The sequence below is a fragment of the Paraburkholderia sp. genome (genome assembly GCF_036488795.1).
Lineage (GTDB): Bacteria > Pseudomonadota > Gammaproteobacteria > Burkholderiales > Burkholderiaceae > Paraburkholderia.
This window is the reverse complement of record NZ_DASXHA010000012.1, coordinates 12733-27446: the sequence shown is the minus strand read 5'-3', so window position 1 is coordinate 27446 and position 14714 is coordinate 12733. Positions and strand designations below refer to the sequence as shown.

Here is a 14714-nt window from a genome sequence, read left to right as displayed (position 1 = left end):
CAGTGCGTGAGCGAAGCGCTTTTGACTCGCTCAGTAGCCGACCCGGTACACCCGCCCGGTCTGCGCACCTTCGACGCTGCGCAGATACGCCTGCGCGGCGCGCTGCGCCGTCACCGGCTCGAAGCCGCGGAAATACGGGCCGTAGGCTTCCATTGATTCCGTCAGCACCGTCGGACTCACCACGTTGATCCGAATGCCGCGCGGCAGTTCGAGCGCCGCGCCGCGCACGAAACCCTCCAGTGCCAGATTGACCGTGGTGGCGTTCGCGCCTTCGCGGATCGGCTCGTCACCGACGATGCCGCTCGTCAGCGTGAACGAACCGCCGTCGTGCACATACTGCTGGCCGCCGAGCACGACGTTGATCTGTCCCATCAGCTTGTCACGCAAGCCCACCCAGAACTGTTCGATCGTCATCTCGGGAAGCGGGCCAAAGTGCAGCTTGCCGATGGCGGTGACGACGCCGTCCACTTTGCCGATGGCGCGGAACAGCCGCTCCACGCTGGCAGGGTCCGTGCTATCCACCTGATACTGACCGCGCGTCGCGCCGACTTCGATCACTTCATGGCGCGCCTTGAGTTCGGCGCTGATTGCCTGGCCGAGTGTCCCCGTTGCGCCGATTACGACGATCTTTTTCATCTGCTACCTCTTCGGGTTGGATTCGTGCTGGATTTGTGCCGGATATGACGAAAATTGTCGGGAGAATGCACGTGGTGAAAAAACTGCCGCGCTGCGTAGATCCTTAAAACCTGATGTTTCGATTCGAAACCCGCCGCGCATACCGCTGTTCAAACGGCATGCACGGCGCGGGCCCGCATGTTGCGGTCGAGGCGGCGATAAAGCAACCGCCGCAGCGCTTATACCTGCGCGAGATTATGTCGCGTGCTCTTATTTCACACGCTGTAATTCGATCACACGGGTGGGCCGTAAATGGTTGAGCGCATAGTGAATGCGCCCGCGGTCGTGGCGATTGCCGAGCGGGCGCGGATCATCGAATTGATGATCTTCGTCATACGCCTTCTGCGGCGCGATCATGCCCTTGTCGACGACCGTATAGCCAGGCTCCAGCGCGAGCAGCAGATGATTGCCGCCCACCCGGCTGTCAAAACCCGCCAAACCATCGCGCGCTTCCGGCACGCTGTTTACATGGGTTGCATTCGTGGTCGTGACTTCATCAGGACCAATTGGACTATGACCTGCAATGCGCGCGGCTTCGAGATTCTTGCCGTCGGTGTCGACCGTGCTGTCATGCGTGCGGTCGTTGTGCAATTCGGCACTGCTGGGACCGCCCGTGCCGGGCATGCTTGCGGGATTATTGGGTTTGTTAATTTCGTTGCTGTTCATCATGCTTTCTCCTTGAAGACGACATGGTTGGAGTGACAGCAAAACTCGTTCCGGACACCGTGGAGGCTCTTCGTTACGCCTCTGTTTAGTGCCTTATTGCGAGCAAACTGCAAGGCAAATGAGGTCAACACAAATTTTGATTTATTTTTAATCAACGCGTATTTTCTACAGAGTATGATCTTACTCCGACGAGCGAGTGCGGATTAATTGACGGCTTCTGTCAGGCCGTCGTCAGCGGTGCCGGGGAGAGACGGCAAAGCGCTGCTCGGTCCAACATGCGAGGCAGTCAGGGCGGGTGACACATGCACTTTGATGCTGCATTTACACATCGCGGCTACTTGTTGAACTGCGCGCCGGCGCGCGCGTGCGACGGGACGTGGCAACCTTACGTGGTCATCTCCCGCTCCAGTGACGGCGAACTGGTAGCCAACCGTTTCTTCCCCACTGATTTCCGCTTCGCCGACGAAGCCGCTGCCATCGCACATGCGCGCGACTGGGCGGTGCGCTGGATCGACGCCAGCAGCGTCACGATCTGACGCTGCTGGCGTGGAATCAGTGGCGCACGGCTAGTGGCGCCCAGTCAGTGGCGTACGGTTAGAGCGGCGTGCCCGGGCGGACCCGTCGCGAGTGGCGCAGGCCGGCGCCTGGCGGGCCGCGCCGCGCCGCGCGGGCGGCGGCAAAACGCGGTAATCTCTGGGGACAATTCACTCTGAACCGTGCTCGCCGCCCGGCCGCCGTCCGCACTATGTCAAACCCTCTTTCCCATAACTGGGGCCTCGAGCAGATCGTCGCGGATCTGCGGGCATCGCGCGAACAACTGCATCGCACGCGGCATCCGCGTGGCATACGTGAGCTGCCCTCGCGCGATGCCGTGACCAGCATTGTCAACGGACTTCGCGCCGCGCTGTTTCCAACCCACTATGGTGCGCCTGACCTGACTGACGAGACCGTCGACTATTACGTCGGCCACACGCTGGAAAGCACGCTGCGGTTGCTGGCCGAACAGATTCGCCGCGCGTTGCGATTTTTGCCCGAATACGCCGACACGCCCGATACGGTGCTAAGCGAACAGGCATTCGAGGTCGCCCGCGTGTTCGGTACGCAGTTACCCGGCATTCGCGCGCTGCTCGTCAGCGACATTCAGGCCGCGTTCACCGGCGACCCCGCCGCGCAGCACATCACCGAAATCCTGTTGTGTTATCCGGGCATCTGGGCGATGACGCACCATCGTCTCGCGCATGCGCTGCATCGACTTGGGGTGCCGCTGCTGGCGCGTTTTATCAACGAGATTGCGCACTCGCTGACCGGCATCGACATTCATCCGGGCGCGCAGATCGGGCCGAGCTTTTTCATCGACCACGGCACGGGCGTCGTGATTGGCGAGACGGCCGTAATCGGCCAGCATGTGCGTGTGTATCAGGCCGTGACGCTGGGCGCGAAGAGCTTTGCGGCGGATGTCGACGGGGCGCTCGTGAAGGGCAATGCGCGCCATCCGATCGTCGAGGACGACGTGGTGATCTATGCCGGAGCGACGATCCTCGGCCGCGTGACGATTGGACGCGGTTCGGTGATTGGCGGCAACGTCTGGCTCACGCACAGCGTGCCGCCGGGCAGCAGCGTCTCGCAGGGCAAAGTCCGCGAAGGCGACCGCAACGACGAGGGGCGACGCTGAGGCGCGTCGGCCTCGTGCGAGCGTCGCGACGCTCAGGTATTCGGCACCGCGACGACGCCAGGATTGCCGACGATGGACAGGAATTCGCGCCGCGTCGACGGGTCCGTGCGGAACGTGCCGAGCATGCGGGAGGTGACCATCGTGACGCCGGCCTTGTGGACACCGCGCGTCGACATGCACTGATGCGACGCCTCCAGAATCACACCCACGCCGGCCGGTTGCAGCACTTCGTTGAGCGTATCGGCAATCTGCACGGTCATCTTCTCCTGGATCTGCAAGCGCTTCGCAAACGCGTCGACGAGCCGCGCCAGTTTCGAAATACCCACCACGCGATGTCCCGGCAGATACGCCACGTGGGCGCGGCCGATGATCGGCACCATGTGATGCTCGCAATAGCTTTCGAAGCGGATGTCTTTCAGCACGATCATTTCGTCATAGCCGTCCACTTCGGAGAAGGTGCGGGCAAGCAGTTCACGCGGATCGACCGAATAGCCGGCGAAAAACTCTTCGTATGAGCGCACGACGCGCGCCGGCGTATCGATCAAGCCTTCACGCGTCGGGTCGTCGCCGGCCCAGCGTAGCAGTACTCGTACAGCATCTTCCGCTTCTTCGCGGGTGGGGCGGCCAAGGTTATCTTTTGACGGGGCTTGTTTTGCCTTGCTGCTCATCCTTCGCTCCTGTGAAGTCGCGGGTTCGATAGGGACTAACCGTGCCGGCCATTGTTCCATGTTTCGCCATGCAGCGTGCGCGCGCCCCCCGTGGCGGGTTTCCTGCATCGTCGCAACGCGATAGGGAATCAGCTTCGGACCGAGGTAGGCGATCCGAGCGGGCCGCGCGCGGGCATTGTCTTGTTGACTGGCTTGGTACCGCTTTGGCTTATGGAGGGTATCCCTTAAATTGCTTTGGGAGAATATTGGGGAAAATGCGCAGGGCCTCGAGTCAGTCAGGTCGCGATGCTTGATGCGTCGCACCATTCGCGCAATGCCGCGCAGACTTCTTCGATGACCGGATGCCAGTTGCCCAGCTCGCGTTGGCGGAACAGGCGCATTGACGGATACCAGGGGCTGTCGGTGCGGTCGTTTAGCCAGCGCCAATCGGAGCACGCGGGGACGAACACCCAGACCGGCAGTGCCGCGGCGCCCGCAAGATGGGCCACTGAGGTGTCGACCGTGATAAGCAGATCGAGCGAATGCAAGATCGCGAGCGTATCCGTGAAGTCGTTGATCCTGGGGCCCAGCGTGTGCAGATCAGCTTCATTCTCAAGGGCCTCGCTCTCGTGCTCGCGCTCACCCTTTTGGAGTGCGTACCAGGTCACGCCGGGAATCTCAAGCAGCGGTTTTAGCGTATCAAGCGCAATGGACCGGAAGCGGTCGAGCGCGTGATAGGGACTGCCCGCCCAGACAATGCCGATACGTTTGCGCTCTTTAACTGGATTGCGAGGAGTGGCGGCCTGCAGGTCAGTCTTCCACGCTTCGATCTTTTTGCGCGCCGCAGTGACGTAGGGCATTGCAATGGGGAGCATCGGCAAAGAGAGGTTCGTATGCTCCGGCATCCTCAGCATATGACACCAGTAGTCGTATGGACCGGACGGCAACGTAGTCAATACGGCTCGCACGCATGCGATGCTGGTTGCCAGTTCCGCTAACGGTTGGCTGACCAGCACGTCAACCGTTGCTCCTTGCTGGTCTAGCCATATGGCAAATCTCAGGAACTGTATCTCGTCTCCGCGCCCCTGTTCTCCGACCATCAGGAATGTGCATCCCGTAACAGGTTCGCCCTTCCACTCCCGGAATGTGGGGCGAACCAGTTCCCGTTCTTTACCGGGAAGCTGGTAGAACCATTTGTACCGCTGCCAGCCCTCTTCGAATTCACCCAGGCTGAGCTGCACGCCCGCGAGATGGAACTGCAGATACGGATTGCCTGGCAGGAGCCGTGCCGCTTCCGCGCTGTACAACCGGCTTTCGGCGTTCTTGCCGCATATGCTCAATGCCCGGGCCGCGTTGTGATGGAGCAGCGGATGGTGTGGATCGACGGCGAGCCCTTGTTTGGCGACACTGGCCGCTTCAGTGAAGCGGTCATGCGTGTTCAATACGAAGGCTAGCGACTTTAGCGCTTCGGCGTCGCGGGCGTAATGAGTTCTGATCCGCGTGATGGCTTCTTCAAGCGCGCGGATGTGGCCGCTCTGCGCCAGCTCCGCGACCAGCTTGAGTTCGACTTGCAGGGTGGTCGCGTCGAGCATGATGAGTTGTCCTTGAATTACTTCCGACGGGCGCCCCTGTCAGTAGAAGCGAGATAGGGGCGCCATTCTTGCATGACGAGCCTATTGCTCGTAGCTGGCCAGAAGAGATACGCCACTCAGTTTCGTGTTGGCGCTCACGATGGCGTAATAGGTTCCCGCCACCGGATTGGACAGTGTGCAGGTGGCGGCCGCGCCTCTTACCATGATGGACTCGCAATCAGGATGCAGCGGGGACGGCGTGCCCGCTCTGATGTCCAGTATGGCCGTCTGGCTGGCGCTCGCCGGTGCCAGGCTGAACGTCAAGCTTTTGACGCCCGCGGGCACCACCAGATCGTAGTTCTGCATCTCGCCGTTTTTCGCCGAGATCGTCTGCGGCGTATTGGGGCTCAGGTCCGTCAAGGTGGGCGGCAGGACCCGAAACGGTCGCGTCACCTTGCTGACTGCGCCGGTGCTGTCGGTCACGGCGAAGGTGATGTCATACGTGCCGGGATACTCGTAGTTCGTCCAGGGGGTGACGGACTGCGTGCGCACCATGTCGGGACCCCCGGTGCCGAAGTTCCACGCCCACGACTTGATGGGAGCGCCACGCGCGCTGGACAGGTCCGTGCATGTCACCTGCATCACCACGGTCGCTTCCGAGCACGTGAAGTCCGCGGCTGCGGGAATCTTCCCAGACCTGGCTGCGGTGACAGCGGCGGTTGCATCGAGGATGCCGGAGCCGAGCGATTGATCAGGCTGACGGTTTGCGAACGGTTGCACATTCTGGGTAAGCAGGGTTCGCAGTTCTGCGGGAGTCAGCCTGGAGGGCGCAACGGACTGGATGAGCGCGGCAACCCCGCTCACCATCGGCGCGGCCATCGACGTCCCGGACATGTACGTGTACCCCTCGCCGCCAGGCGCGGTGGTTCCGTTGTTGTAGGTGGACCAGATCGCGTCTGCGGGGGCGGCAATATCCACCGCCGCCCCCGCATTCGAGTCGACCCACTGCAAACCGAGGCGATGGGTGCCGCCCACGTTGATGACGTTGCGGCAGTTTGCGGGCTCGAAGTTCGAGGCGTTGCCGGCATTGTTGCCGGCGGCCGCCACCACGAGGGCGCCCTGACTGGTCGCGAAGTCGATGGCGTTCTGGAAGGTCTTTTCACAGGCACCGAGCCCGCCGAGACTCACGTTGATGACCTTTGCCGGATTGGCATTGGCGGGCACGCCCGGAATCGTCCCTCCGGCTGCCCACGTGATGCCGTCGGCAATGTCGGATGTATATCCGCGTGCACACGCATTCAATACCCGGACCGGTACCACCCTGGCGGACGGAGCGACCCCGGCGATACCCACGCCGTTATTGGTGAGCGCGGCCGCAATACCGGCGACGTGCGTGCCGTGCCATATCACGGGACACGTCTCGGTCGTGATACCGGGGTTCGTGCCGTTACCACCCCGATTGCCCGGCGTGAAATCGTATCCGGGCAAGACGTTCGCATTCAGGTCGCTATGGCTGGTTACGCCGTTATCGACTATCGCAATCACCGACCCTGCGCCGTTGGCCATGTCCCAGGCGCCCTCTGCCCGTATCCCCACCATGTTGTTGCCGGGCGTCCGGTTCGAGGTTAAACCCCACTGCATGCCATAGTCCGGGTCGTTGGGCGCCGTTGTTCCGGACATCTCCGAGTCGGGCTCGACGTATTCGACGTTCGGGTCCGACGCGATGGCGCGCATGAACGCCTTCGCTTCCTTTGCGTTGAGTTTGCGCTCCGTCGTCACGACGTCGGCGCCAATACCCATGCGGCGAAAATGGCGCGCCCGTGCAGGGAAAGCACTGCTCAGCTGGTTCAGCTTCGACTGGACTGCCGAGGTGGCGCCACGCTCGGCGGTGCCATTCTTGTACTTGATGATGAAGCGGTCGACGGTTGCGTCCGGTGTCAGGCTGCTCGTGTTCATCATCAACGCAGTTTGCATTGACACGGTGCTCGAACTGGCCGCGCTCGCCGCGGCCGCGACGCTCGCGGTACTCTGGGCAGTCGGTGTGGCTGCGGAACCCGTGTCGTTGCCATTGGTGCCGCCGCAAGCGGCCAGGGTGAGGGCCAAGGCCAGCGAAAGGCCGCCCGCGCCCGCAAGGGCGCGGCGAGATTCGCGCGCTTTCGAACCGTTCGGTCCAGGGCGCCTGTTGTTATGTTTGTGCGTGGTCATTGTGTTCGCTATCTCCCTGATGGCTGGTCGAAATGTTCTGCCGCTATGCATGTGAGCGAGATGCTCCTGCACGCGCCGTTTATTTAAGATGACTGATTAACGAATCTGGTCGAGCGCCGGTGTCAATCGTGACGTTCCCGCTGTTGCTCTCGCAAAGGCCGCGCGCGCTCTACGGCGCACGGTTGTTCGCCAGAGGAGGATCTTAATTATCTTGTTCGAGATAAAAAAGCGGATCTCTCTTCGAATTGATCGGAACTTTTACCTGGGCCGTGAGATTGTCCTTATCCCGCCGCTGCACGCGTCCCCAGAAAGGCGGATTATGGATAGCCCCGCCTTGACAAGCGGAACGGGCGGCTTTCATAATGCGTCGGTGCGTTCGCTAAACGAATCACTGTTCATATAGCGAACAAATTGCGTGTGACCGGATCGGGTTTGCGCGCCATGACAAGGACGTGGAGACCGTCCCGCGTGTCGTTCCACGCGGCTCGCCAGCCAGGCTGGCCGCTGCGGCCCGAGCGGCGCGGTGCAAAGCGTCCCAAAGGGAATTCGACATGATCAACAAGATTTTCGAGTCACTTCAGTCGGCCGTGGCCGATGTGCACGACGGCGCGACCGTCATGATCGGCGGCTTCGGCACGGCCGGCATGCCCTCCGAGCTGATCGACGCACTCATTGAACAGGGCGCGCGCGAGCTCACCATCGTCAACAACAATGCCGGCAATGGCGATATCGGCCTGGCGGCTTTGCTGAAAGCCAGGCGCGTGCGCAAGATCATCTGCTCGTTTCCGCGCCAGACCGATTCGTACGTGTTCGACGCGCTGTATCGCGCCGGTGAAATCGAGCTCGAACTCGTGCCGCAGGGCAATCTGGCCGAGCGCATTCGGGCAGCGGGCGCGGGCATCGGCGGGTTCTTCACGCCTACCGCGTACGGCACGAAGCTGGCCGAAGGCAAGGAAACCCGCCTGATCGACGGCCGGCATTACGTGCTGGAGTCGCCGTTGCACGCCGACTTCGCGCTCATCAAGGCGTTCAAGGGCGATCGTTGGGGCAATCTGGTTTATCGCAAGACGGCGCGCAACTTTGGCCCGATCATGGCGAGTGCGGCGAAAACCGCCATTGCGCAGGTGTCGAAAGTGGTGCCGCTCGGCGCACTGGACCCGGAAAATATCGTCACGCCGGGCATTTTCGTGCAACGTGTGATCGAAGTGCCGCAAGCCACGCATGAAGCCGAGCTTGCATCCGCGACTGCTGCCTGAGGAGACCTGAGATGAAAAAACTGACCCGCGATGAAATGGCGAGGCGCGTCGCCCAGGACATTCCTGAAGGCGCTTTTGTCAACCTCGGCATTGGTGTGCCGACCCTCGTAGCCAACCACCTCGCTGCGGACAAGGAAATCTTCCTGCACAGCGAAAACGGCCTGCTCGGCATGGGCCCGGCGCCCACGAAAGGCGAGGAAGACGACGAACTGATCAACGCCGGCAAGCAGCACGTCACGCTGCTGACGGGCGGCGCTTTCTTCCACCACGCCGATTCCTTCGCAATGATGCGCGGCGGCCATCTGGACTTCTGCGTACTCGGCGCGTTCCAGGTTTCCACCAGCGGCGACCTCGCGAACTGGCACACCGGCGCGCCCGACGCGATTCCGGCGGTGGGCGGCGCAATGGATCTGGCGATCGGCGCTAAGCAGGTCTACGTAATGATGGAGCATTTGACCAAGCAGGGCGAAAGCAAGATCGCGGCAGAATGCACCTACCCGGTCACGGGCGTGGCTTGCGTCGACCGCATCTATACCGACCTCGCCATGATCGATGTCACTGCGGACGGCCTCGTGGTGCGCGAGATCTTCTCGGACATCGATTTCGACGCACTGCACAAACTGACCGGCGTGCCGCTGATCGACGGCACGCAGACCGCACGCGCCGCGTGACCTTTGCGCGGCGTTTGGAGACAATGGTGTCCAACGCCGCGCCCGCCGCTTTGCGCGCGAGCCGCGCCAGCGAGGTCTTCCTTTCCGTCTTGCCGATTCCATCAATTCCATCATGCTCGAAGCCAGCGCCCGTCTGACCGGTCTCCTCTGCGGCACGCAGCCAATGAACGACATCTGGTCGCCGCGCGTGACGCTGCAAAGCATGCTGGATGTCGAAGCGGCACTCGCGCGCGCTTCGGCCGCGCACAACGTCATTCCGCAGTCGGCGGTGGCCGCGATCGAAGCGGCTTGTCAGGCCGATCAGCTCGACGCCGAAGCCCTCGCACGCGATGCCGCGCTCGGCGGCAATCTCGCGATTCCCCTCGTCAGGCAACTGACCGCGCGCGTGAAAGCGGCGGATGCGGAAGCGTCGAAATACGTCCACTGGGGTGCAACCAGCCAGGACATCATCGATACCGCGACCGTCCTGCAACTGCGCGACACGTTCGATCTGCTCGAGCGTCATTTGCAATCCACCTGCACGGCGCTCGCTGCGCTCGCGCGCAGCCATCGGGCCACGCCGATGATCGGCCGCACCTGGTTGCAGCAGGCTTTGCCCATCACACTGGGGCTGAAATTCGCGCAATGGCTCGACGCGCTGCTGCGTCATCATGAACGGCTCGATACCTTGCGCGAACGCGTGCTGGTCCTGCAGTTCGGCGGCGCGGCCGGCACGCTGGCGAGCCTGCGCGATGCCGCTGCCGCCGTCACGCAGTCGTTAGGCAAGGAACTGAAGCTCGCTGTGCCCGCGTTGCCGTGGCATACGCAACGTGACCGCATGGCGGAAACGGCGGCGCTGTTCGGCATGCTGATCGGCACGCTCGGCAAGATTGCGCGCGACGTCTCGCTGCAGATGCAAACGGAAATCGGCGAGCTTGCCGAACCGGCTGCGGCGGGCAAGGGCGGCTCGTCCACCATGCCGCACAAACGCAATCCCGTGGGTTGCGCGGCCGTGCTGAGCGCGGCGACTCGCGCCCCCGGTCTTGTCGCAACGGTGTTCGCCGGCATGGTGCAGGAGCATGAACGCGCGCTCGGCGGCTGGCAGGCCGAGTGGGACGCGTTGCCCGATCTCGCGCGTCTGGCCGGCGGCGCGCTCGTCAATATCGAGCAGATCGTCAGTGGACTGGACGTCAACGTCGCGCGTCTCGCGGCCAATCTCGACGTGACGCACGGCCTGATTCTCGGCGAATCGGTGATGCTTGCACTGGGTGACAGCATCGGCCGGCTCGACGCGCATCATCTGGTGGAACGCGCGTCGAAGGCGGCGGTGCAATCGGGCAAGACACTTTTCGAGGTGCTCGCCGCAGACAGCAGGGTCACGCAATATCTGTCGGTCGAACAATTGCAGCGCCTGCTCGACCCGGCTCAATACGTCGGCCAGGCACACGCGTATGTCGACGCGGTGCTGGCTCTTCACAGTGCGCGCGCGAACCGCGCGACCTCTCAGGAGTAACGCAATGCCTTACGCCGCAGTCAACGGCATCGAGCTTCACTACCGGATCGACGGCGACCGGCACGGCAATGCGCCGTGGATCGTGCTGTCGAATTCGCTCGGCAGCGACATGTCGATGTGGGCGCCGCAAGTCGCTGCATTGTCCAGACATTTCCGCGTGCTGCGCTATGACACACGCGGCCACGGTCATTCGGAAGCACCGAAGGGTCCGTACACCATCGAACAACTGGCCGGCGACGTGCTGGGCCTGATGGACACGCTGAAGATCGCCAGGGCGAATTTCTGCGGCCTGTCGATGGGCGGCTTAACCGGCGTCGCATTGGCGGCACGTCATGCGAACCGGCTCGAACGCGTGGTGCTGTCGAATACGGCGGCGCGCATTGGCTCGCCGGAAGTATGGGTGCCGCGTGCGCAACGGGCGCGCAAGGAGGGCATGCTTGCGCTGGCCGACGCGGTCTTGCCGCGCTGGTTCACCGCTGAATTCATTGCCCGCGAGCCGCTGATCTTCTCCGTGATCCGCGATGTCTTCGTACACACGGACAAGGAAGGTTACGCCTGCAATTGCGAGGCGATCGACGCGGCGGACCTGCGTCCCGAAGCACCCGGCATCAAGGTGCCTGCGCTGGTGATCGCGGGCACGCATGATCTGGCCGCGACCCCGGCGCAAGGCAAGGAACTGGCGGCGGCGATTCCCGGCGCGCGTTACGTCGAACTGGACGCCTCGCATATCTCCAACATCGAGCAGGCCGATACGTTTACGAAGACCGTGCTCGACTTCCTGACGGAGCAGTAATGAACGACGATGAACGTTATGAAGCAGGACTGAAGCGGCGCCGTTCGGTGCTGGGCGATGCACACGTAGACCGCTCACTCGCAAACCGCACCGATTTCACCGAAGAATTTCAGAATTTCATCACCCGCTATGCGTGGGGAGAAATCTGGACGCGCGAAGGCTTGCCGCGTCACACGCGCAGTCTGCTGACGATCGGTCTGATGGTTGCGCTCAATCGCAGCGAAGAACTTGCGTTGCATCTGCGAGCCGCCAAGAACAACGGTGTGACGCGCGACGAAATCAAGGAAGTGCTGATGCAAACCGCAATCTATTGCGGCGTGCCTGCTGCGAATTCGGCCTTCCATCTGGCTGACAAGCTGTTCCGCGAGGATGACGCCGCCAAGGCGTGATGTGAAGCGGGACATGCAGCGTGCTATCACGTGCCGCATGTCGCGCCTGAGCGCCGTGTGTCATTCGCACTAGCTGACCGCAATCAGCAACCGCAGCAAACCAGAACTACAAAGAGCGCGCTCTGGTGTCGACGACCGCAGCGCCCGCCAAAAGAAGCAGGACGCGCATGCGGCACGTTGTGCGTTCAGATGAGGAGACAGCCATGACCGGCACCGTGTTTGGCACACCGCGCACGCTCGACGTGCAGCAGTTCATCGACGAACGGCGCTTCTCGCCGTATCAATGGTTCGTGCTCGTACTTTGCTTCCTGATCGTTGCCACGGACGGCTTCGACACCGCTGCGATCGGCTTTGTCGCGCCCTCGTTGTCGCAGGAATGGCACGCCACCAAAGCAGCCCTCGGCCCGGTGATGAGCGCGGCGCTGGTCGGCCTCGCAATTGGCGCATTGGCAGCGGGTCCGCTTGCGGACCGCATTGGCCGCAAGAAAGTGCTGGTCGGCTCAGTGATGATATTCGGCGTGCTGAGCATTGCCTGCGCCTTGGCGGGTTCGGTGGCGGAGCTTGCCGTGTTGCGGCTGCTGACGGGCATCGGTCTTGGCGCAGCCATGCCCAACGCCACCACGCTCACCTCCGAATACGCGCCGGCGCGCAAGCGCTCGTTTCTCGTCAATACGATGTTTTGCGGCTTTACGGTGGGTGCCTCGGCAGGTGGTCTGGTCGCGGCCGCGCTGATTCCGCAATACGGCTGGCGCAGCGTATTCGTGGCGGGCGGCGTGATGCCTATCGTGCTCGGCTTTGTGCTGATCGCACTGCCTGAATCGATTCGCTTCATGGTGTTGCGCGGCTGGTCGGCCGGGCGCATCGCAGCCGTGCTGCGGCGTATCGCGCCCGGTGAATCCTTCGATAACGTGCGCTTCGTGTTGCCCGAAGATCCGGACGTGCAGCGTCAGAGCGGCGGCTCGGTCGTACTGTCGTCGCGTTTCAGGACCGGCACGATCATGCTGTGGATCACCTATTTCTCCGGGCTGCTGGTGTACTACCTGCTGACGAGCTGGCTGCCGACCTTGATTCGCGACACGGGTTTTACCGTACGGCAGGCCGCGCTCGTAACCGCGCTGTTTCCGTTCGGCGGCGGAGTGGGGTCGATTACCGTGGGCTGGTTGATGGACCGCTTCGAGCCGCATCGTGTGATTGCCATTACCTACGTGTTGACCGGCTTGTTCGTATGGATGGTGGGGCAGCAATCAGGCAGCCTGGTGTGGCTCGCGGCCATCACGTTCGTGGCAGGCGTTTGCATGAACGGCGCGCAATCGTCGCTACCCACGCTCGCTGCGGCGTTTTACCCCACCAGCGGCCGCGCGACGGGCGTGGCGTGGATGCTGGGGGTTGGGCGCTTCGGCGGGATTCTGGGGGCGTTTTCCGGCGGGCTGCTGTTGCAGGCCAATATCGGCTTCAGCACGATTTTCGCGCTGCTTGCCGTTCCCTCGCTGATTGCGGCGGGCGCGCTGCTGGTCAAGCGCGCGGCTGCGCATCGGGCAGCGGATCAGGTCTTGCCGCGCAAAGCGGCTTAAAGCCGGTTAGGTTAACGTAGGGCGACCTGAAGCAATCTGAAGCAACCTGAGGCAACTTAAAGCACCGCCAGATCTACGCAACCGTACTCTCGCGCACGGTGCCGGTTTCCTCCACCGGCACGTGCAGTAACACCGCCCGCAACACCGTGTCCTTGATAACCTTGCACCAATGCGCGAGCGCCGCCTTGTCCATCAGCGGCTCGCCGAGAAACGCGCCAAGCGTGTACTGATTGGCGTTATAAAAATATCCAAGCGATGCAATCATGATGTACACATCGCGCGCCTGCACGCTGTTGCGAAACACGCCTTTCGCCTTGCCCGCATCCAGCACCCGCTGCACGACTGAAATCGCGTACCCGGAAATCTCGCGCAGTTTCGACGACTTCTTCGAGTGCTTGCCCTGATGCAGATTTTCGCTGGAGAGCAGGGTGACGAACTCCGGATGGTCGAGGTAGTACTGCCAAACGAATTCCACCATCTGCTGCAAACCGTGCACGGGGTCGTCCAGGTCCAGGGCGAGTTGGCTTTCCGCTTCATTGAACTGCGAATAGATGGTCTCCAGTACCTCGACGAACAACTGTTCCTTGCTGCCGAAGTAGTAGTAGATCATCCGGTCGTGCGAGCGCGCAGCCTTCGAAATGCTTTCGATGCGACCGCTCGCATAGCCCTGCTTGGCAAAAACCTTGATTGCAGCTTTAAGAATCTTCGCGCGCGTATCCTGCGCCTGTTTCGCGCGAACTCCGATGGCGCCAGTCTTGCGGGCGGCGGTTGCACTCATGGATGGCCTCGAATCTTTCCGCGAGAGTTCTGGTGCTTGATACAGATGCCTGGTGCATGCGTCCAGTCCACCGCGCGCTGCACCGAGTTGCGGCGTCACGGTTGGCGCGCTGCAACATGAAGAACGGCAGGGAAAAGACGTTGCGCAGTCTATTTTGATCGAGTAGATTTCAAGCAAGTTTGGTGTAGCAGATACTACACGAACGGTGAGTGACCGCAACATTTTTCAAAATGCAGCAGGTTGCGCGTCACACGAAAATACCTTGAAACAAGGGTTATTTCGTCAGCCGGGTAGGACCGCTTGTCATGTCGTCGTATGGAACCCCATC

Annotated in this window: 14 protein-coding genes; 8 read left to right on the top strand and 6 right to left on the bottom strand. The window is 62.1% G+C overall.

Annotation, left to right across the window (positions count from 1 at the left end):
* Positions 1-30 precede the first annotated feature (30 nt).
* Together VGH41_RS01530 and VGH41_RS01525 are read right to left on the bottom strand one after the other, a co-directional pair.
* Entirely contained in the window at positions 31-636 is a 606-nt protein-coding gene (locus VGH41_RS01530) for a short chain dehydrogenase (protein WP_331595548.1), read from the bottom strand.
* Positions 637-885: 249 nt separating this feature from the next.
* Positions 886-1341 carry a DUF3005 domain-containing protein gene (locus VGH41_RS01525; protein ID WP_331595566.1) on the bottom strand — a complete coding sequence of 152 codons (456 nt, stop codon included), beginning with the start codon at positions 1339-1341 and terminating at the stop codon, positions 886-888.
* Between the two features lie 302 nt (positions 1342-1643).
* Between VGH41_RS01525 and VGH41_RS01520 the strand changes: the two genes are divergently transcribed.
* Complete coding sequence (locus VGH41_RS01520) at positions 1644-1877, top strand: hypothetical protein (RefSeq protein WP_331595547.1); 234 nt, start codon at positions 1644-1646, stop codon at positions 1875-1877.
* Positions 1878-2086: 209 nt separating this feature from the next.
* The gene (gene epsC, locus VGH41_RS01515) at positions 2087-3013 is read left to right on the top strand and encodes a serine O-acetyltransferase EpsC (protein WP_331595545.1); all 927 of its coding nucleotides are present in this window, start codon (positions 2087-2089) and stop codon (positions 3011-3013) included.
* A 32-nt stretch (positions 3014-3045) separates the two neighbouring features.
* On the opposite strand, the gene folE is transcribed toward epsC, so the two are convergent.
* From folE to VGH41_RS01500, 3 genes are all read right to left on the bottom strand, one after another.
* Positions 3046-3681, bottom strand: a complete 636-nt coding sequence (gene folE, locus VGH41_RS01510; RefSeq protein ID WP_331595544.1) for a GTP cyclohydrolase I FolE — start codon at positions 3679-3681, stop codon at positions 3046-3048.
* A gap of 275 nt (positions 3682-3956) precedes the next feature.
* Positions 3957-5252, bottom strand: a complete 1296-nt coding sequence (locus tag VGH41_RS01505; protein WP_331595542.1) for a hypothetical protein — start codon at positions 5250-5252, stop codon at positions 3957-3959.
* 81 nt (positions 5253-5333) lie between these two features.
* Entirely contained in the window at positions 5334-7436 is a 2103-nt protein-coding gene (locus VGH41_RS01500) for a S8 family serine peptidase (RefSeq protein WP_331595540.1), read from the bottom strand.
* 551 nt (positions 7437-7987) lie between these two features.
* Here VGH41_RS01500 and VGH41_RS01495 point away from each other — a divergent pair.
* The 6 genes from VGH41_RS01495 (at position 7988) to VGH41_RS01470 (ending at position 13608) form a co-directional block, all read left to right on the top strand.
* On the top strand, positions 7988-8692 hold the full coding sequence (locus VGH41_RS01495; RefSeq protein WP_331595539.1) for a 3-oxoacid CoA-transferase subunit A: 705 nt from the start codon (positions 7988-7990) through the stop codon (positions 8690-8692).
* An 11-nt stretch (positions 8693-8703) separates the two neighbouring features.
* Positions 8704-9363, top strand: coding sequence for a 3-oxoacid CoA-transferase subunit B (locus VGH41_RS01490; RefSeq protein WP_331595537.1), 660 nt, complete (start codon positions 8704-8706; stop codon positions 9361-9363).
* 112 nt (positions 9364-9475) lie between these two features.
* Entirely contained in the window at positions 9476-10855 is a 1380-nt protein-coding gene (locus VGH41_RS01485) for a 3-carboxy-cis,cis-muconate cycloisomerase (RefSeq protein ID WP_331595536.1), read from the top strand.
* A 4-nt stretch (positions 10856-10859) separates the two neighbouring features.
* Entirely contained in the window at positions 10860-11648 is a 789-nt protein-coding gene (pcaD, locus tag VGH41_RS01480) for a 3-oxoadipate enol-lactonase (protein WP_331595534.1), read from the top strand.
* Positions 11648-12037 (top strand): 4-carboxymuconolactone decarboxylase, encoded by a 390-nt coding sequence (gene pcaC / locus VGH41_RS01475; RefSeq protein ID WP_331595532.1) that lies wholly within the window; start codon positions 11648-11650, stop codon positions 12035-12037. The genes pcaD and pcaC overlap by 1 nt, the downstream gene beginning before the upstream one ends.
* A gap of 203 nt (positions 12038-12240) precedes the next feature.
* Positions 12241-13608, top strand: coding sequence for an aromatic acid/H+ symport family MFS transporter (locus VGH41_RS01470; RefSeq protein WP_331595530.1), 1368 nt, complete (start codon positions 12241-12243; stop codon positions 13606-13608).
* A gap of 73 nt (positions 13609-13681) precedes the next feature.
* Here the strand turns inward: VGH41_RS01470 and VGH41_RS01465 are convergent, their stop codons facing one another.
* Positions 13682-14386, bottom strand: coding sequence for a TetR family transcriptional regulator (locus VGH41_RS01465; RefSeq protein ID WP_331595528.1), 705 nt, complete (start codon positions 14384-14386; stop codon positions 13682-13684).
* Positions 14387-14714: the final 328 nt, after the last annotated feature.